The organism is Rhodococcus sp. KB6, from assembly GCF_001445685.1.
GTDB lineage: Bacteria > Actinomycetota > Actinomycetes > Mycobacteriales > Mycobacteriaceae > Rhodococcus_F > Rhodococcus_F qingshengii.
This window is the reverse complement of record NZ_LNAK01000134.1, coordinates 396,600-422,235: the sequence shown is the minus strand read 5'-3', so window position 1 is coordinate 422,235 and position 25,636 is coordinate 396,600. Positions and strand designations below refer to the sequence as shown.

Sequence of the window (25,636 nt, the reverse complement as noted above, 5' to 3'; positions counted from 1 at the left end):
GCCTCCGACGGTAGAACCTGTTGCGATACCCGTCGATGACCCGAACGATCACGATTCGTGACTGTAGCGGTTATCTGTTACTCGAAGTACGGAATTTGGCGAGGTATCGCATGATCGGGTAGGCGACCAGGATGCCGATCGACCCCCAAGCGATGCCGCCCAGCTCGACCGAACCAATGGTCAGCGTCAGGTTCCCGATGCCGGCAACCAGTGCGGCAGCGGCGACGGTCAGGTTGACCGGATCGGTGAAGTCCACCTTCGCTTCCATCCAGATGCGCACACCGAGAATGCCGATGAGTCCATAGAGAACCATCGTCGCACCGCCGATGACGCCGTTCGGAACCGTGAAGACCAGTGCACCGAATTTGGGCGAAAATGCCAGGATCACGGCGGTGGCGGCCGCTACCCAGTACGCCGCGGTCGAGTACACACGCGTCGCTGCCATGACCCCGATGTTCTCGGCATACGTGGTGGTTCCGGATCCGCCGCCGGCGCCCGCCAAGGTCGTGGCGAGACCGTCTGCAAACAGCGCATTGCCGGCCAGGTCATCGAGGGACTTACCCGTCATGGCGGACACCGCCTTGACATGTCCGACGTTCTCGGCGACCAGAACGATCACCACGGGCAGCGCGAGCACGATCACCGACCAGTCGAACGACGGTCCGTGCAGACTCGGCAGCCCGAACCAGTCGGCTTCGCGCAGAGCGGACACTCGTTCACTGTCGAGACCACCGATGACCGCGGCGAAGACCCAGCCGATCACGACGCCGACCAGAATGCCCAACCGGCCGAGCAGCCCGGGACCGACGACCGTGACCAGCAGGATCGAAACGAGCGTGACCGTGGCGATCAGCGGCTGCGATTCGAAGGAACCGACCGCCGTCGGAGCGAGGTTGAGACCGATCAGCGCGACGACGGCACCTGTCACTACCGGCGGCATGACGGCGTCGATGACCCGGCTGCCGATCAGACGTACGGCGACGCCGATCAACATCAACACGATGCCGACGGCCATGACGGCACCGAGCTGCGCGGCCGGGCCTGACCCTGCTGACGCTGTCAGCGGCGCGATGAACGCGAAGGACGAACCGAGATAGCTGGGGATCCGGCCCCGGGTGATGAGCAGGAACAGTGCCGTGCCGATACCCGAGAACAACAGCGTCGTCGTGACGGGAAAGCCGGTGATGGTCGGAACGAGCAGTGTCGCTCCGAACATCGCGATGACGTGCTGCATCCCGATCCCGATGGTGCGCGGCCAACTCAGTCGTTCATCCGGCGCCACGACGGCGCCGTCGGCGATCCGCTTGCCGTCTCCGTGGACAGTCCAGCCGATTCCGCCGGTCCCGGTCATTGTTTCTCGTTCGATCACAGGTCGAAATACTAGAGGTCAGGCGCTCGGTCTCCGACCGAGACCAACGAAACCAGATCAGCTGATTGCGTCAGCCGCCGCTTTGCGCGCTGCCACGGGATCACCGGTTGCCAGCACGGCCGCCGCAGCCGCCTCACATTGCGCCATGGTGACTGACCCGACCTTCGCTCCCACACCCGCTACCGATGCCGCAGCGCACGACAGCGAGGAAACGCCGAGACCGGCAAGTACGCAGGCCAACAGTGGATCGGCGGCCGCCTCACCGCAGACGCCGACACGCTTGCCTGCCGCCTGACCGGCCTGGGCCGTACGTGCGACAAGGGCGAGCACCGCGGGCTGCCATGGATCGGTCAGGTCGGCGAGTTCGGAGGACATCCGATCAGCGGCCATCGTGTACTGAGCGAGGTCGTTGGTACCGATCGAGAGGAATTCGACGTGTTCGAGAATCTGGTCGGCCAACAGCGCCGCCGCCGGGATCTCCACCATCACACCGGGAACAAGATCGCGTGCCCGCACCGCATCGGCAAAACGTTTCGCCTCGGCCGGGGTGGCGATCATCGGTGCCATGACCCACGGCGACGAGTTGGTCGACGCCGCGGCTGCCGCGATCGCGTCGAGCTGGCGGTCGAGAATTCCCATGTCCTGCCAGGCGATTCGGACCCCACGAACGCCGAGTGCCGGATTCGCTTCCTCTTGATGGTTGGCGAATTTGAGCGGCTTGTCCGAACCCGCGTCCAACGTGCGAATGATGACCTTCTTGCCTGCGAAGGCCTCGAGAACTTCGGCGTAGATCGCCGCCTGCTCGTCTACGGTCGGTTCGGTCTCACGGCCGAGGAAGCAGAGTTCGGTCCGGAAGAGCCCGATGCCTCCCGCTGCGGTCAGCGCCGCGGCCCGAGCGCCGGCGCCGTCTTGAACGTTGGCGAGGACGTCTACCGGCCGGCCGTCCGACGTCCGGCCTGGTCCGGTCCACGTACTGACGCGTTCGCGATCGATCCGGGATTGTTCGACCAGTTCGCGCGCCTGCTCGGGATCGGGCTCCGCGATCACGTCGCCGGTGGTTCCGTCGATCAGAATCGGTGTTCCGGCCGCGATGGATTCCAATTCCTTCGCGGCCACGATGCACGGGATGCCCAACTGCCTCGCGATGATTGCCGTGTGGCTGGTCGGGCCGCCGAAGATGGTCACGAGTCCGATGATCTTGGTTGCATCGAGGCCCGCGGTGTCCGCAGGAGCCAGATCGTCCGCGCACAGCACCGACGGCGTCTCGGGCATCGGAACTCCGGGTTCGGGCAATCCGGAGAGTTCGGCGATCACGCGGTCGCGGATGTCCTCGAGGTCGGTGACGCGCTCGGCCATCACACCGCCGACCTTGGTGAACAGCACCACGAACTGCTCCGTCGCCGCGATCGCAGCCTGCACCGGGGGCACTCCGCCGGTGATCGACTTCTTGGCCGCCCCGATCCAGCCACGATCAGCTGCCATCGCCGCATTGGCCTGCAAGACCTCTGCGGCCGCGCCTGTGGCTTCGGCAGCCCGTCCGAGAAGGCGGTTCTCGACAGCCTTCGCTGCTGCGACGAAGGCGTCTGCAGCGGACTCTCGATCGGCCTCGTCGAGGGCCGGTGCTTCGGTGACGAGTTCTGGTCGGCTGGACGGCCAGATAGCCGGGCCGTAGGCAATTCCGGGCACGACGGGGGTGCCGTGCACGGTGATTCGGTTGAGCTGTTCGGTCATCTGTCCTCCTTGAGCGATGGGCCCGGTGCCACACCGGATCACCTCGAGCGCGTAAAGCCCTCACCTTCGTTGTGACGAAGATTACTCCCAAGTCTTGACATGTCAACACACTCGGGCGTAAAACAACATACAGCAACATTCACTGTGATCCACAACGCACCGTCGGATCACATTTCGGAATCGGAGAGCACGTGTACGCGGAAGAACGCCAACAAGCGATCGGCACCATGGTGTCGCAGCGCGGACGCATGTCCGTGGCGGCGCTGTCGGAGACCTTCGGTGTGACCACCGAGACCGTGCGTCGCGATCTGGCCTTCCTCGAGCGGATCGGACAGATCAGGCGTGTACACGGCGGCGCCGTTCCGACCGGATCCCTCCACGTGACCGAACCGGGCATGGCGGAACGCGATCAGACCCGCGCGCAACAGAAGGACCGGATCGCCCGCTGCGCGGTCACCTATCTCCCTCCTACCGGCGGCAGCGTCATCTTCGACGCGGGCACGACCACGGGCCGCATGATCCCCGAACTTCCGACCGAGAACGACTTCACGGCCGTGACCAATTCCGTGCCGATCGGCGCACGACTGGCATCGATGAACTCGATTTCCCTGATCCTGCTCGGCGGACGAGTACGCGGGGTGACGCAAGCCGCGGTCGGCGAGGACGCTCTGCGCCTGCTGAGCACGTTGCGGGTCGACGTCGCCTTCGTCGGAACCAACGCGATCAGCGTCGGGCACGGACTCTCCACCCCGGACAGCGAAGAGGCCGCCGTCAAACGAGCGATGGTCAAGGCCGCCAATCACGTTGTCGTGGTGGCCGATTCCAGCAAAGTCGGCCGCGAGCACTTGATCAGCTTCGCACCACTCGACAGCATCGACGTCCTCATCACCGACGAAGAGATCAGTCCCACAGACACATCCGAGTTCCACGACCACGGAATCGAGGTGGTGATCGCATGATCGTCACACTGACAGCCAACCCGAGTATCGATCGGACAGTACAACTCGAGCAACGGCTCGAACGAGGCTCCGTCCTACGTGCCCACTCCAGTCGCAGCGACCCCGGCGGCAAGGGGGTCAACGTGGCGCGTGTTCTCGCCGCAGCCGACCTCGACGTGCTCGCCGTTCTACCGGGAAACGGTGGTGACCCTCTGCTCTCGGCGCTCGCAACCGGTGGGATTCCCCACATCGGCGTCGCCACAACGGGTCCGGCTCGCACCAACATCACCATCGCGGAACCGGACGGGACCACGACGAAGATCAACGAACCGGGCGCAACGCTGTCCTGTTCGACGCTCGACGCCCTGGCACAGGAGTTGATCGTCCGCGCCGATACCGCACTGTGGTTCGCGCTGTCCGGCTCACTGCCTCCCGGCGTTCCGCTGGGGTGGTACGGCGAACTTGTCGCGGCGCTGCGCGATCACCCGTGCAAGGTGGCGGTCGACACCTCGGACGCCCCGCTGACGGCACTCGCCGAAGGCTTCCCCGGCTCGGCACCCGACCTGCTCAAACCCAACGGCGAGGAACTCGCGCAACTGACCGGCGTCGACGGCCACGTCCTCGAACGTGCTGCCGAGAACGGTGATCCCGGGCCTGCGATCACGGCGGCACAGCGATTGGTCGATCGCGGCGTCGGCAGTGTGCTCGCCACACTCGGCGCAGCCGGTGCCGTCCTCGTCACGGCCGACGGCGCGTGGATCGCCACCGCTCCCCCGATTGTCGCAGTCAGTACCGTCGGCGCAGGCGATTCGTCGCTGGCCGGCTACATCCTCGCCGAAGCGGGCGGCGGCTCGGAATCCGAGCGGCTACGTCACGCGGTCGCCTACGGAAGCGCCGCTGCCTCCCTTCCCGGCACAACCCTTCCCACACCCGAACAGATCGATCTGGCAGCGGTTTCGGTATCTGCAGCAGATGCCGCCTCTCCCATCCCCGTCCCCACCGAACTCGCCTGACGCCCTAAGGAACCTGACATGTCCGATACCACCGCAGCCGGCAGTTCCGGCCCGGAGATCATCAGTCCCGAACTGATCTCACTCGACACCGACCTGGGTTCGACCAAGGAAGATGTCATTCGTTCTCTCGCAGCGCGATTGACTGCAGCGGGGCGGGCGAGCGACGCCGCGGGACTGGTCGATGCCGCACTCGCTCGCGAAGCGCAGTCCGCGACCGGACTGCCCGGCGGAATCGCAATTCCCCACTGCCGCGCCGAGGCTGTCTCGTCCGCGTCCCTGGGGTTTGCTCGCCTCGATCCGAAGGTCGACTTCGGTGCACCCGACGGCCCCGCCGATCTGGTCTTCCTGATCGCGGCACCCGAAGGCGCCGGGGCCGAGCACATGAAGCTGCTCTCCTCCTTGGCCCGAGCACTCGTCAGGCCCGCGTTCGTCACGTCACTTCGTGAAGCGTCGACGCCGGACGAGATCGTGAGACTGGTCGACGAGGTACTCAATCCCGCACCGAAGGATCCTGCAGCAAATGCTGCGGCAGCGACACCCCCGGCACCTGTTTCCACCGGGAAACACGCTACCGAGGAGGCCCCGGCACCAGCGCCCGCGGAGCGTCACATCGTCGCGGTCACCGCCTGCCCGACCGGAATCGCTCACACCTACATGGCGGCGGACTCACTCGTCGCCGCGGGTGAACGCGCCGGCGTCAAGGTGCACGTCGAAACGCAAGGTTCAAGCGGAAGCACCCCCCTTGACCCTTCGGTGATCGCGGGAGCCGCCGCGGTCATCTTCGCCACCGACGTCGGCGTGAAGGGCCGCGAACGATTCGCCGGTAAGCCCGTCGTCGCTTCCGGTGTGAAGCGGGCAATCAACGAGCCGGACAAGATGCTCGCAGAAGCGTTGCGCGCCTCCGAGAATCCCGCCGCCGCCACCGTTGACGGCACCGCCGCAGCGGCCGCGGATTCCGATGCCGGTTCCGTAGGGTTCGGCACCCACCTCCGTCAGGTCCTCCTGACCGGTGTCAGCTACATGATCCCGTTCGTCGCGGCCGGCGGTCTGCTGATCGCACTCGGCTTCCTGCTCGGCGGATACGAGATCTCCGGTCCGGCCAAGGACATCGTTCTCAACAACTCGATCACCAACCTTCCCGACGGTGGTCTGGCCACCTATCTCGGCGCAGTGCTGTTCCAGATCGGTTCGTTGGCATTCAGCTTCCTGGTGCCCGCGTTGGCCGGCTACATCGCCTTCGCCATCGCCGACCGGCCTGGCATCGCTCCCGGCTTCACAGCCGGCGCGGTCGCCGTGTTCGTCGGTGCCGGTTTCATCGGCGGCTTGGTCGGTGGTCTCATCGCCGGTGTCGTCGCGCTCTACATCGGCCGGATCGCCGTCCCGCAGTGGCTGCGAGGCCTGATGCCGGTGGTAATCATCCCGCTGTTCGCGACGCTGGTCGTCGGAGCACTGATGTTCATCGTCCTCGGGCGTCCGCTCGCCGCGATCACCTCCGGTCTCACCGACTGGCTCAACGGACTGTCCGGCAGCTCGGCCATCTTCCTCGGCATCATTCTCGGCCTGATGATGTGCTTCGACCTCGGTGGACCGGTCAACAAGGCGGCTTACGCCTTCGCCGTCGCCGGACTCAACGTCAACGACCCGGCCACTTTGCGCATCATGGCGGCTGTCATGGCTGCCGGTATGGTTCCGCCGCTTGCCATGGCACTTGCCTCGACGGTGCTGCGTCCCAAGCTCTTCAGCGAAGCCGAACGGGAGAACGGAAAGGCTGCCTGGTTGCTGGGTTCGGCATTCATCTCCGAGGGCGCGATTCCGTTCGCCGCTGCCGACCCGCTTCGCGTGATCCCCTCGATGATGGCGGGCGGCGCGGTCACCGGCGCGCTGATCATGGCTTTCGACGTCACTCTCAGCGCCCCGCACGGCGGCATCTTCGTCTTCTTCGCAGTCGGCGGAATCGGCTGGTTCCTGGTCTCGCTCGCCGCGGGAACCGTGGTAGCTGCGCTCGCCGTCGTCGGAGCCAAGGAGTTCTTCCGCAAGGGGCCGTCCGATGCCGAACTCGACCCCGAAATCGTGCCCGCTGCGGCATGATCGACAGCAGGCAACACTGCAGTCACCACCCGAGTCACCAGATCTGCCCGAACACCCCATAACGTCCGCAACGACAGTTCTACAACGAGGAGATCCCATGCCCAGCAAGACAGTTGCCGTCGGTTCCGCAGTCGGCCTCCACGCCCGCCCCGCCGCTCTCATCGCCGAAGCAGTCGGAGCCTCCGGCGCCACGGTCACCCTCGCAGTCGCCGACGGCGAACCCGTGGATGCAGGTTCGGCACTGATGATCATGACGCTCGGAGCCGCCAAGGACACCGAAGTAACCATCGAGTCCGACGACGCCGACGCACTCGCCAAGGTCGCCGAGCTGGTAGCCGCTGATCTCGACGCCTGACCTGATGTCAGTCGGTGCTGTGTAGCGGGCCGGACACTCTCACGGAGTCAGTGCGAGTGTCCGGCCCAGCCAGTCCATTTCGAGTTCCAGAGCAGTGCCCCACACATCACCCGAGTGTCCGCCGGGAAGGGTGTAGTAGTCCACGTTCATGTCGGCGGCGCGTGCAGCCTCGAACATGATCTCCTGCTGAGGGCGGTAGATGTCGTCGTCCTCACCCGCGACAAATACACCAGACAACTGCGGATACCGATTCTGCGCCATCAGGTCTCGGGCGTTGACCGCGTCGAAAGCGTCTTCGTCGCCGTCGAACATCGCAGCCACAGTGTCCTCGTGGTCACCGGTCGACGGTTCGTCCTGGCCGGAGAAGTCCAGGAACGACGGGTATCGGTCCGGGAAGTTCACGGCCATTTCGATCGCGCATGTCCCGCCGTAGGAGAACCCACCGATAGCCCATTGCGCAGCGTCCGGATTCACTTGAAGGTTCGATTCGATCCAGTTCGGGACGTCCTGGTCCAGATACGTCGCGACGTTGCCGAGCGCAGAATCCATGCAGCCGGGGTTGGCGTCGTAGTCCCCCAACGCGTCGGGCACCACCACGACGGGAGCAAGCCCGGAATGCCTCGACGCATAGGCGTCGACGGTGGTCGCGAGCCGGCCACTGTCCAGCCAGTCGCTGGGGCTGCCGGGCTCACCCGCCACCAACACCAGTACGGGCAACTCGGCACGCGGATCGGCAAGATAGGCCGGCGGGAGATACAGCGTCGCAGGCCTCGCGTCGAATCCCGAAACGTTTCCTGGAATCGCCGCTTCCGTCACGACACCGTTGCTCGGCATCCGCACCGGAACCTGCCAATGAGTTTCGGTGGGCAGTCCCCGTTGAACCCAAGGTTCGGCCCCGGGGAGCGAATCGAAGGCAACGTTCTCGACCGACCCGACCGGCCAGTGCCCGACCAGTGAGCCGAGTGTGGGATAGGTGCCGGTCTGCGCGTTGACCTGACCTACCGCGACGATCGCGGCCAGCCCGGCGAATGCCGTCACCGAAAGGCCACGCGCAAGCCCTGGGCGCCGAAGGAGAACGAGTGCGGCGCCGATGACTCCGAACATCGCCAGCGCTATCCAGACAAAATTCGACGCCGGTAGCTGCGCGGGCAGCGGCCGAAAGCTGAGCCACACGAACATCGCACCGGTGGCTGATCCGAGCACTGACAGACCTAGCGCGACCAACGCGGCCCGACGCGGCAACCACCGAAGCAGAAGCAACGTGCCGACGCCGACGATGACGGAACCCACGAGCAGCGCTGCGGTGATGTGTCCGTGCTCGAGTGACATACGCGAGAGCCGCGTCAGGAGTTGATGCCCGTGCATTCGTTCCAGTATCCACATCTACCGTCGGTCTGCGAATTCGTGGAATTATTTGGGAATCAGCGGCGTCGTCGAAATCTCACGAACGCCGCGCCCCCGATCGCACATCCTGCCGCGACCAACCCGGCCCACACGAATGTCCACGGATCGACCCCGACACCGACCGAACCGTCAGACGAGTCAGCCGTCGCTTCTGTCGCGTCCACGAGCGCTCGCATCACGTACACCGGCGGCAACGCTCCGCCGGCAGATTCAGAACCGATCAGAACATCGCCCGCATCGTTGAATGCCACCGCCTCACCCTGAGGCTCCTTCGGGAGCGGGATCCGCAGCGGTTCGGTACCGGTGAGCGTCGCGCCGATTCCGCCGTCCACGACTTCGTACAGGTACAGGTCGGAGTAACTCCGAAGTGCGATCGCCGAACCGTCCGACGACACCGCTCCCCCGGTGAACATCACCGACACGGGCTTCTCCGGTCCGAGGGACACGGCTCCGACGCGCTCGAGCGGCGTCGGGCCGGGCTGCGCCAAGTCACTCAGTTTCTGATCCCCGACCGGTGTGTAGACACTGCTTTCGCCGAACAATTCCTTGGTCACGACAAAAACGTGGCCGTCGGGGTCGAGCAGTATCGACTCGGTGTCGTGCGCACCGTCCGGGTACGTGAGGCGGTGCAACGTACCGTCACCGGAATCGAGGTCCATCGTGATGAACGCCACTGTTTCGCGGGTCCGGAGGTTGTCACCGGTGTCCGACAGAACGAGCGTTCGCCCACTCACCGCAAGATCTTCGACGTCGTAAGGATCTATCGGGACCGGAATCTGTTTCTGGACAACACAGTTCAGGTCCATTTCGAATACGAAGTCGTCACTGCCGCCGTCGCCCATCGCGTAGATCCGATCGTCGACGACGACCATCCCCGACAACTCCTGGAGCGCAGGATCGGTAGGCGTACAGAGTGGGGCGAACTCGCTCGGTTCGAACGACGACGCCTGTGCGAGCGCTCCGGGAAGCAGTGCGGTTGCCGTAGTCGCAGCAATCACCGCGACCACGGCCCCGAAACTACGCACTAGGTGCGTAGTCGACCAATGCCGAGGCCAACATCTGTGGCACGCGTGCGTGCACCCGCGTTCCCGCCTCTTCGTGAGTCGATTCCAAAATCGTTCCGTCCGAGTGGATTCGAGCCATCAAGTCACCGCGCGTGTACGGCACCAGCACGTCGACCTCGACCTCCGGCCGAACCAGCACCTCGCTGAGATGTGCTCTTAGTTCGGCGATTCCCTCACCCGTCCGCGCCGAGACGAACACGGCACCAGGCAACAGACCACGTAGTTGCGTCAACGTAACTGGATCTGCCGCGTCGATCTTGTTGACCACGATCAACTCCGGCGGAGCCTTCGAATCCGTCTCGCGCAGAACATCGGTGACGACTTCCCGAACAGCCTTGATCTGTTCTGTCGGCAACGGATCCGAACCGTCGACGACGTGCAGCAGCAGATCCGCGTCGGTTACTTCCTCGAGAGTCGAGCGGAATGCCTCGACCAACTGAGTCGGCAGGTGTCGCACGAAGCCGACCGTGTCGGTGAGTACGTACTCGCGGCCGTCGTCGAGTGCTGCGCGGCGAGTGGTCGGGTCCAAGGTGGCGAACAACGCGTTCTCCACGAGCACACCCGATCCGGTGAGCGAATTGAGCAGACTCGATTTGCCCGCGTTGGTGTATCCGACGATGGCGATCGACGGGATGTCGCTCTGCAGTCGACGTGTGCGCTTGGTGTCGCGAGCGGCCTTCATGCCCTTGATCTCGCGGCGTAGTTTTGCCATGCGCTCACGAATACGACGGCGGTCCGTCTCGATTTTCGTTTCACCGGGACCACGCAGGCCCACACCGCCGTTACTGCCGGCACGGCCACCGGCCTGGCGCGACATCGACTCGCCCCAACCACGCAGACGCGGGAGCATGTACTCCATCTGAGCAAAAGCGACCTGCGCCTTACCCTCACGCGAAGTGGCGTGCTGAGCAAAGATGTCGAGAATGAGAGCTGTCCGGTCGATGACCTTGACCTTGACGATCTTCTCCAGCGCCGTGAGCTGCGCCGGCGTCAGCTCACCGTCGCAGACGACGGTGTCGGCGCCGGTCGCCAGGACTACTTCGCGCAGTTCCTGCGCCTTGCCGGAACCGATGTAGGTGGCAGCGTCGGGTTTGTCGCGACGCTGAACCAGTCCTTCGAGGACCTCGGAGCCGGCCGTCTCGGCAAGTGCGGCCAACTCGGTCATGCTCGCCTCGGCCTGCTCGGCAGTTCCCTGCGTCCAGACGCCGACCAGGACAACTCTTTCGAGTCGAAGCTGGCGGTACTCGACTTCGGTGACGTCCTCGAGCTCGGTCGACAGACCGGCCACGCGGCGCAGGGCGCCGCGATCTGCGAGTTGCATCTCACCGGTCGACGGGTTGCTCGATGCGGACGCTGCCGTGTATTCGGCTTGCGCGTACTCGGACTGCTCGTGAGCGGTGGACTCTTCGTTTTCATGTGTGTTCGTCATACAAGATCTATGGTCCCACGAAACCTGGCCACGGTGCATCCGTATTTCCTGCAGGCGTATTTCCCGCGGGCGATATCACACGAGCGATTGCCACCAGGCATCGCTGATCGTCCCGTTCGCCACCAGAACCGAGGGCCCCCGCAACGACCCTTTGCCGCCTTCGACGGTGACCTGCACCTCGCCACCGAGCACGCGCACCAGTACCGAGCCTTCATCGCGGCCGTCGTACCTCAGCGCCGCGGCCGCAGCTGCGACCGTTCCGGTTCCGCAGGAACGAGTCTCGCCCACACCGCGCTCGTGGACGCGCATGTGAACCCCACCGTCGTGGATCGGAGTCACGATCTCGATGTTGACGCCGTGCGGGAAGAACCCGGGATCGAAGCCCGGCGAAACACTCAAATCGAGCGAACTCAACACTTCTGGCGTCACGTGCTCGTCGACACACGCCAAATGCGGATTACCGACGTCGATCCCGACACCGGCGAAGACGCGGCCGTCGATTGTTGCCGAACTGGTGCCGAGGTCCTTGATCGGGCCCATCGCCACGGTCACGTCACCATGCGTGGCGTCGTAGCCGTGCACCACGACCGGACGCGCTCCGGCGCGGCTGCCGACCACGAACTCGTCCTTGCTCTCCAAGCCCGAGGCCTTGAGATAGTGGGCGAATACGCGAACGCCGTTTCCGCACATCTCGGCGATGGAGCCGTCGCTGTTGCGGTAGTCCATGAACCAGTCTTCGGCAGCGACGCCGTCGGGCAGCGCACCGAGCACGCCCGCGTCCGCAAGTGCGCCTGCCCGGGCGACACGAAGGATGCCGTCGGCGCCGAGGCCACGCTGACGATCACACAACGCTGAAACTCGCGTCGGCTCGAGATCGATCCGAACGTCGAGGTCAGGGAGAACAACGAAGTCGTTCTGCGTGCCGTGGCCCTTACTGAAATCCATGGTCGCCATCCTATCCGGACCTACCGAGCGATTTACGCAGGTGACGCGGTGACCACCACGTTCTGTTCGTAGGTGAAGCCGGACGGCAACGAGGGATCCGGCACCGTCGCGCCCCCGCAGGTCACCAGGACAAGCCTGGGCGCACCGGATTCGGAGAAGAACTCCGCAGGCAAAGCCACCTTTTCGTACAACTTCAGGCTCGCTGCGTGATAGGTGAACATCGTTCCGGTGTCGTCACTGACATAGATCGGTGTTCCAGGCTTCATCTGGTGCAGCGCCCACAAGGCGCCGTGCGTGCGGTCACCGTCGTCGACGTGGCCGGCAACAAGATTGGTGCCCTCCGAAGATCCGAACTGCACACCGTTGGTGAAATGCGAAACCTTGTCAGGATGCGGAAGGATCATTCCGCGGTTGGCGCCGAACCCACTGGTCACGATGTCGGCTCGCACATCGAGATCGGGAATCGCGAGCGTGTTCGGCGGCAGATCCGTTGGCGCAGGCGCCCAACTCGCCCCTGGATCGGTTGGAGCTCCCACGTCGAAGGGTGCTTCGGGAACAGGTGCGCTGATGGGCTTCCCGGCCGCACTCACCGCAAAATAGACGAGCACCCCGCCGACCGCGAGAAATGTGACGAGCAGTAGGAGAAGCGGCAGCCGACCCGCGCGTCGGCCTCTCGGTCGCGCGTGTGTCCCGGTCTGCGCCATGTTCGTTGTCCTCCAGTCCGTCGATCGCGAAACGAATGGATCGCGAAAGAGCTAACTGTAAGATAGCTGATCCGCTCGATCGTGTTACAGACCGCGATCTGCGAGCGCCGCGAAGGCGGAGTCGGGCAGCTCCGGATCGGCACCGTCGAGCCAGTGCACGCGTGCGTCACGACGGAACCATGATCGTTGTCGGCGAACATAGCGCCGTGTCCCGATGAACGTCCGTTCGAGTGCTTCGGCCAGATCGTATTCACCGTCGAAATGTGCGAGCACCTGTGCGTAGCCGATGGCTCGCGGCGCGGTGACGCCATCACGCAATCCTTGCTCGACGAGCACGGCAACTTCGTCGACAAGTCCGTCTGAAAACATCAGCTCTGTTCGCAACCGAATCCGGGCGTCGAGTTCTTCCGTATCCCGATCCACGCCGAGAATGCGGGTTCCCCATCGAGGGTCACCGATCTGCGGCGCCGAGGCCGCGAACGGCAGACCTGTCAGCTCGACGACCTCGAGCGCCCGAACCATCCGCCGACCGTCCGTCGGCAGTATCGACGCCGCTGCTACCGGATCAGCAGCAACAAGCGCCGTATGCACCGCACCGACCCCTCCTTCGGCGAGCACCGCCTCCCACTTCGCACGAACCTCGGGATCGGTTGCCGGAAAGGACCATTCGTCGAGCAAAGACTGGACGTACATCATGGATCCGCCGACGATCACCGGAACCTTGCCCGCCGCGATCAGATCCTCGGCGATCGCGATCGCGTCGCTTTGATAACGCGCGACGGTGGCGGTCTCCTTCACATCGAGAACGTCGAGCAGGTGATGCGGAATCCCACGGCGCTCGGCCGGTGTCAGTTTGGCGGTCCCGATATCCATGCCGCGATAGAGCTGCATCGCGTCGATGTTGATGATTTCACCGCCGAATTCTTCGGCCAGTGCCAACGCGAGATCGGACTTTCCCGACGCTGTCGGACCGACAACTGCGATCGGGCGAAGTTCTTCAGGGACGTTCACGGCCGCCACGTCCCGACGTGGTAACCGACGCCGAACGGCGCATCGCTGTAGTCGACCGTCGCGCGAGGATGGGCCGACCGAGACGAGCCCGTAAAGGCACCGGCCAGGACCTGCCACGCCGCGCGCCCCTGGGCTCCGACACTGCGGCAGAGCCGCGGATCGAGAGCAAGCAGCGCCTCCGGGTCACCGGCCGTCAGGGCGTCGTCGATGGCCGACTGCACACCCGCGGCGCGCTCGTCGAAGCTTCCTGGCGCCTTTGCCGTCAGCGTGGACGCACCGTCAGCAACGATCAGAAGCCCTTGCGGTCGGTTGTCGCTGTCGAGTTGCTTGCGCAGCTGCTGCCCGAATTCACGACATTCATTCGCCGACGCCTTTGCACTGACGACGTGCATGTCGACGGTTATCTCCACGTCTGTTCGGCCACGCAGCCAGCCGGCAACAAGGGCGCACAGTTCGAGAGATGGCACCGGTTCGCCTGCCGCATCCGCGTCCAGTGACGTCCGGACATCGGCGCCGAATCCAGCGAACGTACCGATTTGCCCACGTCCGACGCCCGATCGCCAGTGTTCGCCTGCTGCTTTCTCGGGTTCTGCATTCTCGGGGCCGACGCCGACGCCCACCCAGTGCACCGCCTCGTGAGCGAGCCGGCGCACAGCGGTTGTCGCTGCAGCACGCACCTGAGCGGACTCGGTCGAATCACCGGACAATTCCGGCACGAGTAACGGCGCCGAGGGGACGAGAACAGCGGAAGTCAACACAGTTGCCACGCTAGTCGACCCCGAGGTGGCGACCTCACACCCTCTTACCTGATTCAATAGTCGGAGAACGTGAGTACCGGGTTCAATGGAACCAGGAATGCGATCAGGCAGCCGTGACGCGCGGCAGAGACGAGGACCGATGACCGAGAACAGTGAACCCACCACCGGCGCCGACAGCAGTTCGGCCAGCCCGAGCCCGGCAGCACCCAAACCCGGCGCTCCCAAACCTGGTGGACCACGCCCCGGTGCGCCCCGCCCCGGAGCACCTCGCCCCGGACCAGCAGCCTCGCATGCCGTCACCGCCGCACCGGCCAGCGACCCGAGCAAGTTCGGACGCGTCGAGGAAGACGGAACCGCCTGGGTGAAGACCGCTGACGGTGAACGTCAGATCGGTTCGTGGCAGGCCGGCGACGCCACCGAGGGCCTCGCCCATTTCGGTCGTCGCTACGACGACCTCGCGACCGAGGTCTCGCTACTCGAGGCGCGACTGACGTCGGGCGCCGGAGACGCCAAGAAGACCAAGGCTGCCGCCATCGCTCTGTCCGAATCCCTCTCGACCGCTGCAGTGATCGGTGACCTCGACGCTTTGGCTCGCCGACTCGACGTGATCGTTGCCGGTTCCGACGAGGCCGCAGCGCACGCGAAGGAAGAGAAGGAACAGTCGCGCGCGGCAAGCACCGCCCGCAAGGAGGCCCTCGCAGTCGAGGCCGAGCAGATCGGCTCGGAGTCGACCCAGTGGAAGACCGCGGGTGATCGACTGCGCGAGATTCTCGACGAGTGGAAGACGATTCGCGGAATCGACCGCAAGGTCGACGACGCACTGTGGAAGCGTTACTCGAAGGCTCGTGAGTCCTTCAACCGACGACGTGGAGCCCACTTCGCCGAACTCGACCGGGATCGTGCGAGCGCCCGTTCGACGAAGGAAGAACTGGTCGAGCGCGCCGAGAAGCTGTCGACCTCCACTGAATGGGGACAGACCGCCGGGGAATTCCGCGATCTGCTCAGCGAGTGGAAGGCTGCCGGCCGCGCACCGCGCGAGGCCGACGACAACCTGTGGAAGCGCTTCAAGGGCGCTCAGGATGTGTTCTTCGCCGCGCGCAACGCTGCTGCATCCGAGCGCGATGCCGAATTCGAGCAGAACGCGGTTGCAAAAGAGGAGCTGCTCGCTGCCAATGCGAACATCGATCCGGCGCACGGACTCGAGAACGCCCGCGCAGCGCTTCGCGACCTGCAGGAGAAGTGGGACGCGATCGGCAAGGTGCCGCGCGACCGAATGCAGGAACTCGAAGCGAAGCTCCGGGCCATCGAAACCAAGGTGCGCGACGCGGTCGACGCCGAGTGGCGTCGCACCGATCCGGAAGCACTTGCCCGGGTCGCGCAGTTCAAGGAGCGGGTGAGCCAGTTCGAGGAGCAGGCCGCCAAGGCTCAGGCTGCCGGCAAGACGAAGGACGCCGAGAAGGCTCTCGCTCAGGCCAAGCAGTGGCGTGAGTGGGCCGAAGCTGCCGAAAGCGCCGTCAACGAGTAATCGACGACGAGCCGTAAAGACAACAAAAACGCCGGCTGACTCCGAAAGGAGTCAGCCGGCGTTGTCTTGTGCTTTGGACGGACGGCCTGCTGTGTCAGCCGACGTTCCATTCCTGATGCTTCTCGGCTTCGGCCGCAGCGATCCGGCGTTGCTCCTCGGCAGCGAGCTGAATGTTGGTTCGTGTCCAGACCACCTTGAGCCAATGGAACGTCAAGAACACGACGGCAAACCATCCGATGATCAGCCCGATCGACGGTCCTGCCACATTGAAACCGGCGGGAATGGTCTGACGCGACCAGACGGCCATCATGCCGAGAGCGCTCGCCACGGCACTGCCGGCGAGTGCGACCCAGGCCAGACTCCAACGCCGCGTGACCAGCGCGAGCATCGAGAATCCGATGCCGAAGATGACGACGAACCACACGAACAAGCGTGAGAACAGTGCAATCCGTTCGGTTTCCGCGTCCTGGTTGTACGCGAGCACATCCCAGCCGTTCGCAACTCCCGCATGGGGCAGGGCAAGGGTGCCGACCAGCACGAGCACCGCAACCGCGACAACCATGGCGCGCACACCCGGATCGATTTCTCCCGCGACCTTGCGTTCCGCGTCGTCGAGATCCTTGCGGTAGCCCTCGAAGGCGTCGTCGCCCGGCTGTGGTGTCGTGTTCTCGTGTTGCGAGGTCATGCGTTGCATCCCATCTGGACGGGTTGTGGGGCCGGGGCACCGATCTTCGGTAGTCCGAGACCTACGCCGATGGGCGGGGTCTTGGGTGTGATGCCCTTTTCGAACGAATCACCGGCGCGGGTCCGACGGTGCGTGAGCACTCCGTCATCTGCCACGAGGTGATGAGGGGCTCCGTGGGTGACGACGACCGTCACCACGTCACCGGGTCGGATTGTGCCGTCGAGGTTTCCCTCGGGGCGGAAATGCACCAGGCGGCCGTCTCGCGCGCGACCACTGAGACGTTGAGTCGCCGCGTTCTTCCGACCCTCCCCCGCTGCCACCAAGAGTTCGACCTCGGTGCCGACGAGCTTGCGATTTTCCTCGATGTTCACTTCTTCCTGAACGGCGAGCAATCGCATGTAGCGTTCCTGGACAACCTCTTTGGGAAGCTGATCGGCCATCTCCGCCGCCGGCGTGCCCGGGCGCTTGGAGTACTGGAAGGTGTAGGCGTTGGAGAATCGCGCCTTACGCACGACGTCCAGCGTCTCCTCGAAATCCTCTTCCGTCTCCCCCGGGAACCCGACGATGATGTCCGTGGTGATGGCGGCGTGCGGCATTGCGGCGCGCACCTTCTCGATGATCCCGAGGTACTTCGACTTGCGGTACGAGCGCTTCATCGCCTTGAGAACCTTGTCCGAACCGGACTGCAACGGCATGTGCAGTTGCGGGCAGACGTTGGGAGTGGTTGCCATAGCTTCGATGACGTCATCGGTGAACTCTGCCGGGTGCGGCGATGTGAACCTGACCCGTTCGAGGCCGTCGATGTGTCCACATGCCTTCAAGAGGGAGGCGAAGGCTCCGCGATCGCGCGGTTGCTCCGGATCGGCGAACGACACGCCGTAGGCGTTGACGTTCTGTCCCAGCAGGGTCACTTCCGAGACACCCTCGTCGACGAGTGCCTGCACCTCGGCCAGAATGTCGCCGGGACGTCGATCCACTTCCTTGCCACGCAGGGCCGGAACGATGCAGAACGTACACGTGTTGTTGCAGCCCACCGAGATGGAAACCCAACCTGCATAAGCAGATTCGCGTTTGGCTGGCAGTGTCGACGGAAACGCCTCGAGTGCGTCGAGGATTTCGACCTCGGCGCGCTGATTGTGACGCGCACGGTCGAGCAGCGCGGGAAGCGAGCCGATGTTGTGAGTGCCGAAGACGACATCGACGAACGGCGCCTTCTTGACGACGGTGTCACGATCCTTCTGCGCCAGGCACCCGCCGACCGCGATCTGCATGTCGGGGTTCGCCTCCTTGTTCGGGGCGAGCTGGCTGAGGTTGCCGTACAACTTGTTGTCCGCGTTCTCGCGGACCGCACACGTGTTGAAGACGACAAGATCAGGATCGGTTCCGGTCTCCGCCTTCGAATACCCGGCGTCCTCGAGCAGACCGGACAGTCGCTCGGAATCGTGGACGTTCATCTGACAGCCGTACGTCCGCACCTCGTAGGTGCGAACAGACTTCGCCGTCGGCTCCGGAACTGCAGTCGGCTCCGGAAGTGCAGGGGACATTTCGTCGATCAGTGACACGCTTCAGCCTAGCTCACGTCCACTACGACGTGTAATAACGCCCTGATAAACAGCCGAAACGCGACATAAACGTCGTCACAGTAAAATTTCCATTACATATGGCAAGAACCATGGCGAAATCACGGGCGTCGACGCAAACTACGCCTAAGGTTCTCGTTTATGACCCAAGCCGACGATGCGACGACGCCGACCACCTCCGGCGATTCCACATCCATGATTTCGATGACCTCGGTGAACAAACACTTCGGGGAACTTCACGTCCTGCAAGAGGTCAATCTCGAGGTACCCAAGGGCCAAGTGGTGATCGTCCTCGGTCCGTCGGGCTCCGGTAAGTCGACTCTGTGCCGCACCATCAATCGCCTCGAACCCATCGACTCCGGCACCATCGCCGTCGACGGAAAGACGCTCCCCGAGGAGGGCAAAGCACTTGCCGCACTTCGTGCCGACGTCGGGATGGTCTTTCAGTCCTTCAACCTGTTCGCACACAAGACGATCCTCGAGAACGTCATGCTCGCACCGATGAAGGTCCGCAAGGCGAAGAAGGACGAAGCCAAGAAGACGGCGCAGGCATTGCTCGAGCGCGTCGGTATCGCCAATCAGGCCGACAAGTACCCGGCGCAGCTTTCCGGCGGTCAGCAACAGCGTGTCGCGATTGCTCGCGCTCTTGCGATGCAGCCGAAGGTGATGTTGTTCGACGAGCCCACCTCCGCTCTCGACCCCGAGATGGTCAACGAGGTTCTCGACGTCATGACTTCCCTCGCCAAGGAAGGCATGACCATGCTCGTGGTCACGCACGAGATGGGATTCGCCCGCAAAGCCGGCGATCGTGTGCTGTTCATGGCTGACGGCCAGGTCGTCGAAGACACCACGCCCGAAGAGTTCTTCACCCATCCGAAGTCGGATCGGGCCAAGGACTTCCTCGGCAAGATCCTCACGCACTGATTACAGTCTCCCCTCCGACAGTCCTGTCCTCGTCCACAAGACAACTTGCTCGACTGCACCGTTCACCTCGGCTGCACCGTTCATCTCGACTGCACTGTTCGTGTGTCGACAACTGAGAGGATCTTCATGAAGATCAATCGTTCCGTCCGTTTCGGAATCGGAATCATGGCCATCGCGTTCGCTGCCACGGCCTGTGGCGGCGGCGAGGAGAACAAGTCGATCACCGAGAGCGCTTCCGACGGCACTCTCACCGTCGGCATCAAGTTCGATCAGCCCGGCCTCGGTCAGCGCAACCCTGACGGCACCTTCTCCGGCTTCGACGTCGAGGTAGCCCGTTACATCGCAAACGAACTGGGCGTAAAGCCCGAAGGCATCACCTTCAAGGAATCTCCGTCAGCCCAGCGCGAGACCCTGATCCAGAACGGCGAGGTCGACTACATCGTCGCGACATACTCGATCACCGACACGCGCAAGGAAAAGGTCAGCTTCGGCGGCCCGTACTTCATCGCAGGCCAGTCGCTGCTCGTTCGCTCCGACAACACCGACATCACCGGCCCCGATTCCCTGACCGGCGGCAAGAAGCTCTGCTCGGTGTCGGGTTCGACTCCGGCGCAGAACATCCAGGACAACTACGCCAAGGACGTCCAGCTCCAGCCGCTCGACACCTACTCCGCTTGTGTCGAGGCTCTGCGCAACGGCGCTGTCGACGCTGTCACCACCGACGACATCATCCTCGCCGGCTACGCTGCCCAGTACCCGGGCGAGCTGAAGGTCGTCGGAGAACCGTTCACGACCGAAAAGTACGGTGTCGGCCTGGCCAAGGACGATTCCGAGGGTCGCGGCAAGATCAACGATGCCATCGAGAAGATGATCTCCACCGGCGCGTGGGAAGAAGCCTTCAACAACACCGTTGGTGCTTCGGGCTACCCCATCCCGGCCCCGCCCACCGTTGATCGTTACTGACCTGCTTTTTTCACCGTCAATCTCGCTGCGGCTCCCCACTTCGGGAGCCGCAGCGCGTGACGCCACCAACGGAGATCCCGTGATCTGGGGAGACGGCAAGTGAACCTTCTGAGCAAGTACGGCGACCAGATTCTGGAAGCCTTCTGGACCACGATCCAGCTGACGTTCTTCTCCGCGATCGGCGCCGTCATCATCGGTGTCCTGATCGCGGCCATGCGCGTGTCACCGGTTCCGGTCGCCCGATTCCTGGGTACCGCGTACGTGACCGTGTTCCGCAACACCCCCCTGACACTGATTCTGCTGTTCTGTCTGTTCGGTCTGTCGCAGACGCTCGGAGTCAATCTCGCCAAGTCGGACTCACCGACGTTCTTGACAGACAACAACTTCCGACTCGCAGTACTCGGCCTCAGTGTCTATACCGCCGCGTTCGTGTGTGAGTCACTTCGATCGGGAATCAATACCGTTCCGGTCGGCCAGGCCGAAGCGGGCCGATCACTCGGTCTGTCGTTTGCACAAAATCTTCGGCTGATCGTCCTGCCTCAGGCATTTCGCGCGGTCACAGCACCGCTGGGTAGCGTGCTGATCGCACTGACCAAGAACTCGACCATCGCCGCGGTGATCGGCGTATCCGAAGCGTCAGCGCTGATGAAGAAGATGATCGAAAACGAAGCGGCGATCTTCGTCGTCGGTGGAATCTTCGCTGTCGGTTTCGTGATCCTGACACTTCCCATGGGCTTGATCTTCGGCAAGCTGAGCAAGCGATTCGAGGTTTCACGATGAGCAACCGCGCAACAGTCCTCTACGACGCGCCAGGTCCGAGAGCGCGAAATCTCTACCGATTCGCGTCCCTTGTCGTCGCTGCACTCATGGTCGCAATCGGTTACGTCATCTACCGCGCACTCGACGAAAAGGGCCAGCTGACAGCAGCGAAGTGGGATCCGTTCCTCGAATCCACGTCGTGGACAACGTATCTGATACCCGGCATCCGGGGAACGCTGATCGCGGCTGCGATGTCCATCGTCTTCGCGCTCATCCTCGGTTCTGCACTGGGTATCGGCCGACTCTCCGAGCACAACATCATTCGGAAGATTTGCGGCGTCATCGTCGAATTGTTCCGAGCAGTACCGGTTCTGATTCTGATGATCTTCTCGTATCAGGTGTTCGCCGAATACGAGGTCTTCAAGTCCAAGTACCTCGCACTCGCGGCAGTCGTCGTGGGTCTGACTCTGTACAACGGTTCTGTGATCGCCGAGATCGTCCGTGCCGGAATCAACTCACTCCCACGAGGGCAAAGTGAGGCCGCCAAGGCACTTGGTATGCGCAAGACGCAGATCATGGTGACGATCCTGCTCCCCCAGGCGGTTACCGCCATGCTCCCGGCCCTGATTTCACAGATGGTCGTGGCGTTGAAGGACTCCGCCCTCGGTTACCTGATCGGATATGTCGAGCTGGTGCGTCAGGCCCAACAGCTCGGCACCTTCTACGGAAACTTCCTGCCGGCGCTCATCGTGGTCGCCGCGATCATGATCGCTCTCAACTCGGCTCTGACCTTCCTGGCAACCAAGGTGGAGAAGCGCCTGCGGTCCGGGAAGCGAAAGGGCAAGGGCCCCATCGCGGCTCCGTCCGCCGACCCAGCTGTTTCGGTTCCGGGTATGGACCTGACCAAGCCGTGAATCAGATGGAGCCGTGAGTCGAATCCAGCCGCGTTAGCGTGAATACACAACAGGGCGGGGGTACCACCGAATTTCGGTGGTACCCCCGCCCTGTTGTTCTGAATGCTGCACTTCGCTACGAGTCGGTGACCGCCGCCATCTCGGCTTTGACCACCTCGTACGACATCCCAGCTGAATATCCTTTGCGTGCCAGCATCGAGACCAGTCGACGCGTGACCTTGTCGCGATCATCGACGGGCTTGTTCTTCAGCTTCCGCCGAACCAGCTCCGCTGCTCGCTCGCGCTCGTCTTCCGGATCGATCTGTGACAACGCTTCGGAAGCGGTGTCCTGGTCGATTCCTTTGAGCCGCAACTCGACTGCAAGCGCACGCTTTCCCTTGCCCGAGTACGTGTGCCGCGAATGAACCCACTGGTTCGCGAAGTCTGCGTCGTCGATCAACCCGATTTCTTGGAGTCGATCGAGGACCTTGGCAATGATCTCGGGCTCGAAGCCGCGCCCGCTCAGCTTTGTTTCCAGCTCGGAACGACTGCGCGCCCGGTCGGTCAGGAGGCGTAGGCAAGCATCTTTGGCCTGCGCCTCCGTCCCACCCTCTGCGCGTTGCGACGGCTTCTCGGATCGTTGACGGGATCGACGCCGAGGAGCGCCGTACTCTTCACGAGCATTCTCGCCGTTGTCACCGTCGTCGAAGCTCATGACTGAACTCAGAAGTCGGCGGGAGCTTCGTCGGTTGCAGTGACGTCAGCACCGATACCGAGCTTTTCCTTGATCTTCTTCTCGATCTCGTCACGGATATCGGTGTTCTCCAGCAAGAACTTACGAGCATTTTCCTTGCCCTGACCCAACTGGTCACCTTCGTAGGTGTACCAGGAGCCGGACTTGCGGATGAACCCGTGCTCGACACCCATGTCGATGAGCGAGCCTTCCTTGCTGATGCCCTGGCCGTAGAGAATATCGAACTCGGCCTGCTTGAACGGCGGCGCGACCTTGTTCTTGACGACCTTGACGCGAGTGCGGTTACCCACTGCGTCGGTACCGTCCTTGAGAGTTTCGATACGACGGATGTCGAGGCGGACCGAAGCGTAGAACTTCAGTGCCTTACCACCGGTGGTGGTTTCGGGAGAACCGAACATCACACCGATCTTCTCGCGAAGCTGGTTGATGAAGATGACGGTGGTGCCCGAGTTGTTCATGGCACCGGTGATCTTGCGCAGCGCCTGACTCATCAGTCGAGCCTGCAAACCGACGTGGCTGTCACCCATCTCGCCTTCGATCTCGGCGCGAGGAACAAGAGCGGCCACGGAGTCGATCACGACGATGTCGAGGGCGCCTGAACGGATCAGCATGTCGGTGATTTCGAGGGCCTGCTCACCCGTATCGGGCTGCGAGACCAGGAGTGCATCGGTATCGACGCCCAGCTTGGCTGCATAGTCGGGATCGAGTGCGTGCTCCGCGTCGATGAACGCCGCGATGCCGCCGTTGGCCTGAGCATTGGCAACTGCGTGCAGTGCCACGGTGGTCTTACCCGAAGATTCCGGGCCGTAGATCTCGATGACGCGGCCACGCGGCAGTCCGCCGATACCCAGCGCGACGTCGAGCGCGATGGAACCGGTGGGAATGACGGCGATGGGCTGGCGGACACCCTCACCCAGGCGCATCACCGAACCCTTGCCGAAGTTCTTGTCGATCTGCGCCAACGCGAGGTCGAGTGCCTTGTCCCGATCAGGTGCCTGTGGTGCCATCGTGATCCCCATCCTTGTTTCAGTCTTCAGTGCCTGCCTGAGCAGACTCCGTCTCTTCAGCGCCTGCCTGAGCCGACCCTGTTGGTGTGTTGCGATCAGAGTAGATCCGGCCACCGACAGACTTTTCGATCTTGCTTTAGCGCTTGTCGATCACCGCGTTTGTAGGTCACCGCGTTTGTAGGTCACCGCGTTTGTAGGTCACCGCGTTTGTAGAACATCGAAAGTTCGCAGTTGCCAAAGGAGCGTCACCACCGAACAGGTTCAGCATAGACGAACACGTGTTCGAACAGAAGATGGGAGACGTTCGACACGCCGAAGAATCAGCGGCGGGCGGGTGGTACGTCGAACTCCACACAGAGCGCACGCCACACCTCGCGAGGCTCCCAGCCTGCTTCGACGGCCTCCGCGGCAGTCATTCCGTCGAGACTCTGGAGTACATGGTCGATCAGCATCGAGTCGCCTCGTACCTGTCCGAACTCTTCGCGCACCATTTCATGAAATTCGGTCAACCGCACAGCCGCCACCGTAGTCCACAGAGCGGTGCACCTGCATTCAGGCGCAACATGCTCACGCCGTCACACCGCCGTTGACCACCTGTCGGCACACCGCCACCGGATCGGTGACCTGCGACGCAGTCGCGGCAGCGGACATCGCAGCTTCCGCAAATCGTTTGTCGGAGAGCACCTGCAGTACGGCATCGCGAATCGAGCGGGCATCTGCGGGCCGCACGATCACCGACGTCCCTGCCCGCGCAGCGCGATTGGCCAACTCCCACTGGTCCCCACCCCCGGGAACGACGACCGTCGGCACGCCGGCCAGCAAGGCCTTCGCCAACATGCCGTGCCCGCCGCCGCACACCAACACCGACGCGTCACGCAGCATCGCGTCCTGGCGTCCGAGACCTGCACGAACCCAATCGGGATGCTCGCCTTCGGCTCCGTCGAGCATCGACGCGATCAGCCGCACACCGGCTCCGCCGAGTCCTTCGACCGTGCCCTCGAACATTCCCACTGCGCCGGTGTGCGCCGTGGAGGGCGCCACCATAACCAGCGGTTCGTCACCTGGCGGTGGATCCAGAATCACCTCGGTCGGCTCCCACAGAAGCGGTCCGACGACGTGAGCGCGCTCCGGCCAGTCGGGGCGAGGCACTTCGAGTGCCGGAAGTGTTGCGATCAGCCGCGCTTGCGGACCGGGATCCAGAGCGGGCAGTCCGACACCGACACGGGCCTGGGATCGCTGGGCCAACCCTTGCTTGATCGAACGTCCCGTCGCTGCGCGCATCAGGGTATCGCGGAGTCGACCACGAATTCCGACGCCGGGCGCGAGCCCACTGCCGATCGGCGGCAACCCCCGTGAAGGTGAGTACAGCGGGTGAGGCGAGAGTTCCACCCAGGGGATGCCAAGTCTTTCGGCGGCCAATCCGCCTCCGGCAGTGAGGATGTCGGAAACGACGAGATCCGGGGAGACGGACTTCAGGTCGGGAAGCAGTTCGGTGGAAATATAGGCGGCGCGCGAATGAATCCGAGCACCTGCATCAAGATCGTCGTCTCCCGGCCGCGGGGCCAAGCCCTTGAGCGGCTCGGCTTCCACGCCGGCTGCTCGCGCTGCCTCGACCCACCGGGTCCCCGTGTACAGGATCGGTTCGTCGCCGGCCTGGATCAACGCCAGCGACAACGCTATTGCGGGAAAAGCATGACCCGGGTCCGGCCCGGCAACAACGGCTACACGCACCGGATC

Annotated in this window: 24 protein-coding genes; 9 read left to right on the top strand and 15 right to left on the bottom strand. The window is 63.6% G+C overall.

All coding sequences use genetic code 11. The annotated features are described in order from the left end of the window. Window positions 1–70: 70 nt before the first annotated feature. Together ASU23_RS21900 and ASU23_RS21895 are read right to left on the bottom strand one after the other, a co-directional pair. Window positions 71–1,351, bottom strand: a complete 1,281-nt coding sequence (locus ASU23_RS21900; RefSeq protein WP_003942232.1) for a uracil-xanthine permease family protein — start codon at window positions 1,349–1,351, stop codon at window positions 71–73. Window positions 1,352–1,426: 75 nt separating this feature from the next. After that, complete coding sequence (locus tag ASU23_RS21895) at window positions 1,427–3,100, bottom strand: putative PEP-binding protein (protein WP_058038703.1); 1,674 nt, start codon at window positions 3,098–3,100, stop codon at window positions 1,427–1,429. 191 nt (window positions 3,101–3,291) lie between these two features. Here ASU23_RS21895 and ASU23_RS21890 point away from each other — a divergent pair, with 191 nt between their 5' ends. From ASU23_RS21890 to ASU23_RS21875, 4 genes are all read left to right on the top strand, one after another. Continuing rightward, window positions 3,292–4,059, top strand: a complete 768-nt coding sequence (locus tag ASU23_RS21890; protein ID WP_003942134.1) for a DeoR/GlpR family DNA-binding transcription regulator — start codon at window positions 3,292–3,294, stop codon at window positions 4,057–4,059. Beyond that, a complete protein-coding gene (locus ASU23_RS21885) occupies window positions 4,056–5,051 on the top strand; it encodes a 1-phosphofructokinase family hexose kinase (RefSeq protein WP_058038702.1) in 996 nt (331 codons plus the stop codon). The genes ASU23_RS21890 and ASU23_RS21885 overlap by 4 nt, the downstream gene beginning before the upstream one ends. Before the next feature lie 18 nt (window positions 5,052–5,069). Continuing rightward, window positions 5,070–7,139, top strand: a complete 2,070-nt coding sequence (locus tag ASU23_RS21880) for a fructose-specific PTS transporter subunit EIIC (RefSeq protein ID WP_058038701.1) — start codon at window positions 5,070–5,072, stop codon at window positions 7,137–7,139. 97 nt (window positions 7,140–7,236) lie between these two features. Next, window positions 7,237–7,494 carry an HPr family phosphocarrier protein gene (locus tag ASU23_RS21875; RefSeq protein ID WP_003942144.1) on the top strand — a complete coding sequence of 86 codons (258 nt, stop codon included), beginning with the start codon at window positions 7,237–7,239 and terminating at the stop codon, window positions 7,492–7,494. 39 nt (window positions 7,495–7,533) lie between these two features. Here ASU23_RS21875 and ASU23_RS21870 read toward each other — a convergent pair whose 3' ends face one another. The 7 genes from ASU23_RS21870 to ASU23_RS21840 form a co-directional block, all read right to left on the bottom strand. Next, window positions 7,534–8,859, bottom strand: coding sequence for an esterase family protein (locus ASU23_RS21870; RefSeq protein WP_253741432.1), 1,326 nt, complete (start codon window positions 8,857–8,859; stop codon window positions 7,534–7,536). 56 nt (window positions 8,860–8,915) lie between these two features. Beyond that, window positions 8,916–9,905, bottom strand: a complete 990-nt coding sequence (locus tag ASU23_RS21865) for a hypothetical protein (RefSeq protein ID WP_232508937.1) — start codon at window positions 9,903–9,905, stop codon at window positions 8,916–8,918. 10 nt (window positions 9,906–9,915) lie between these two features. Then, window positions 9,916–11,391 (bottom strand): GTPase HflX, encoded by a 1,476-nt coding sequence (gene hflX / locus ASU23_RS21860; protein WP_058038699.1) that lies wholly within the window; start codon window positions 11,389–11,391, stop codon window positions 9,916–9,918. Between the two features lie 75 nt (window positions 11,392–11,466). Further along, on the bottom strand, window positions 11,467–12,336 hold the full coding sequence (dapF, locus tag ASU23_RS21855) for a diaminopimelate epimerase (RefSeq protein ID WP_058038850.1): 870 nt from the start codon (window positions 12,334–12,336) through the stop codon (window positions 11,467–11,469). A 32-nt stretch (window positions 12,337–12,368) separates the two neighbouring features. Then, window positions 12,369–13,040 carry a class F sortase gene (locus ASU23_RS21850; RefSeq protein ID WP_030535550.1) on the bottom strand — a complete coding sequence of 224 codons (672 nt, stop codon included), beginning with the start codon at window positions 13,038–13,040 and terminating at the stop codon, window positions 12,369–12,371. A gap of 84 nt (window positions 13,041–13,124) precedes the next feature. Next, the gene (gene miaA, locus ASU23_RS21845; RefSeq protein WP_058038698.1) at window positions 13,125–14,060 is read right to left on the bottom strand and encodes a tRNA (adenosine(37)-N6)-dimethylallyltransferase MiaA; all 936 of its coding nucleotides are present in this window, start codon (window positions 14,058–14,060) and stop codon (window positions 13,125–13,127) included. Further along, a complete protein-coding gene (locus ASU23_RS21840; RefSeq protein ID WP_058038697.1) occupies window positions 14,048–14,809 on the bottom strand; it encodes a class III extradiol dioxygenase subunit B-like domain-containing protein in 762 nt (253 codons plus the stop codon). Before ASU23_RS21840 ends, miaA begins: the two co-directional genes overlap by 13 nt. Window positions 14,810–14,948: 139 nt before the next feature. Here ASU23_RS21840 and ASU23_RS21835 point away from each other — a divergent pair, with 139 nt between their 5' ends. Continuing rightward, window positions 14,949–16,334, top strand: coding sequence for a DUF349 domain-containing protein (locus ASU23_RS21835; RefSeq protein WP_003942193.1), 1,386 nt, complete (start codon window positions 14,949–14,951; stop codon window positions 16,332–16,334). A 94-nt stretch (window positions 16,335–16,428) separates the two neighbouring features. Here ASU23_RS21835 and ASU23_RS21830 read toward each other — a convergent pair whose 3' ends face one another. Both ASU23_RS21830 and miaB read right to left on the bottom strand, forming a co-directional pair. Next, window positions 16,429–17,019: a hypothetical protein gene (locus ASU23_RS21830; RefSeq protein ID WP_003942155.1), complete on the bottom strand. Its 591-nt coding sequence runs from the start codon at window positions 17,017–17,019 to the stop codon at window positions 16,429–16,431. Then, on the bottom strand, window positions 17,016–18,563 hold the full coding sequence (gene miaB / locus ASU23_RS21825; RefSeq protein WP_047271495.1) for a tRNA (N6-isopentenyl adenosine(37)-C2)-methylthiotransferase MiaB: 1,548 nt from the start codon (window positions 18,561–18,563) through the stop codon (window positions 17,016–17,018). Before miaB ends, ASU23_RS21830 begins: the two co-directional genes overlap by 4 nt. 231 nt (window positions 18,564–18,794) lie before the next feature. Here miaB and gluA point away from each other — a divergent pair, with 231 nt between their 5' ends. From gluA to ASU23_RS21805, 4 genes are all read left to right on the top strand, one after another. Next, entirely contained in the window at window positions 18,795–19,523 is a 729-nt protein-coding gene (gluA, locus tag ASU23_RS21820) for a glutamate ABC transporter ATP-binding protein GluA (protein WP_007735175.1), read from the top strand. 126 nt (window positions 19,524–19,649) lie between these two features. Continuing rightward, window positions 19,650–20,486 carry a glutamate ABC transporter substrate-binding protein gene (locus ASU23_RS21815; RefSeq protein WP_020907523.1) on the top strand — a complete coding sequence of 279 codons (837 nt, stop codon included), beginning with the start codon at window positions 19,650–19,652 and terminating at the stop codon, window positions 20,484–20,486. A 99-nt stretch (window positions 20,487–20,585) separates the two neighbouring features. Then, the gene (locus tag ASU23_RS21810) at window positions 20,586–21,266 is read left to right on the top strand and encodes an amino acid ABC transporter permease (RefSeq protein WP_019748198.1); all 681 of its coding nucleotides are present in this window, start codon (window positions 20,586–20,588) and stop codon (window positions 21,264–21,266) included. Further along, window positions 21,263–22,159, top strand: coding sequence for an amino acid ABC transporter permease (locus ASU23_RS21805; protein ID WP_007735172.1), 897 nt, complete (start codon window positions 21,263–21,265; stop codon window positions 22,157–22,159). Before ASU23_RS21810 ends, ASU23_RS21805 begins: the two co-directional genes overlap by 4 nt. A gap of 115 nt (window positions 22,160–22,274) precedes the next feature. On the opposite strand, the gene recX is transcribed toward ASU23_RS21805, so the two are convergent. The 4 genes from recX to ASU23_RS21785 form a co-directional block, all read right to left on the bottom strand. Then, entirely contained in the window at window positions 22,275–22,853 is a 579-nt protein-coding gene (gene recX / locus ASU23_RS21800; RefSeq protein ID WP_054825713.1) for a recombination regulator RecX, read from the bottom strand. 8 nt (window positions 22,854–22,861) lie between these two features. Then, a complete protein-coding gene (recA, locus tag ASU23_RS21795) occupies window positions 22,862–23,899 on the bottom strand; it encodes a recombinase RecA (RefSeq protein ID WP_007735170.1) in 1,038 nt (345 codons plus the stop codon). 320 nt (window positions 23,900–24,219) lie between these two features. Next, a complete protein-coding gene (locus ASU23_RS21790) occupies window positions 24,220–24,414 on the bottom strand; it encodes a DUF3046 domain-containing protein (RefSeq protein WP_003942185.1) in 195 nt (64 codons plus the stop codon). 52 nt (window positions 24,415–24,466) lie between these two features. Continuing rightward, window positions 24,467–25,630, bottom strand: coding sequence for a glycosyltransferase (locus ASU23_RS21785; RefSeq protein ID WP_007735167.1), 1,164 nt, complete (start codon window positions 25,628–25,630; stop codon window positions 24,467–24,469). Window positions 25,631–25,636: the final 6 nt, after the last annotated feature.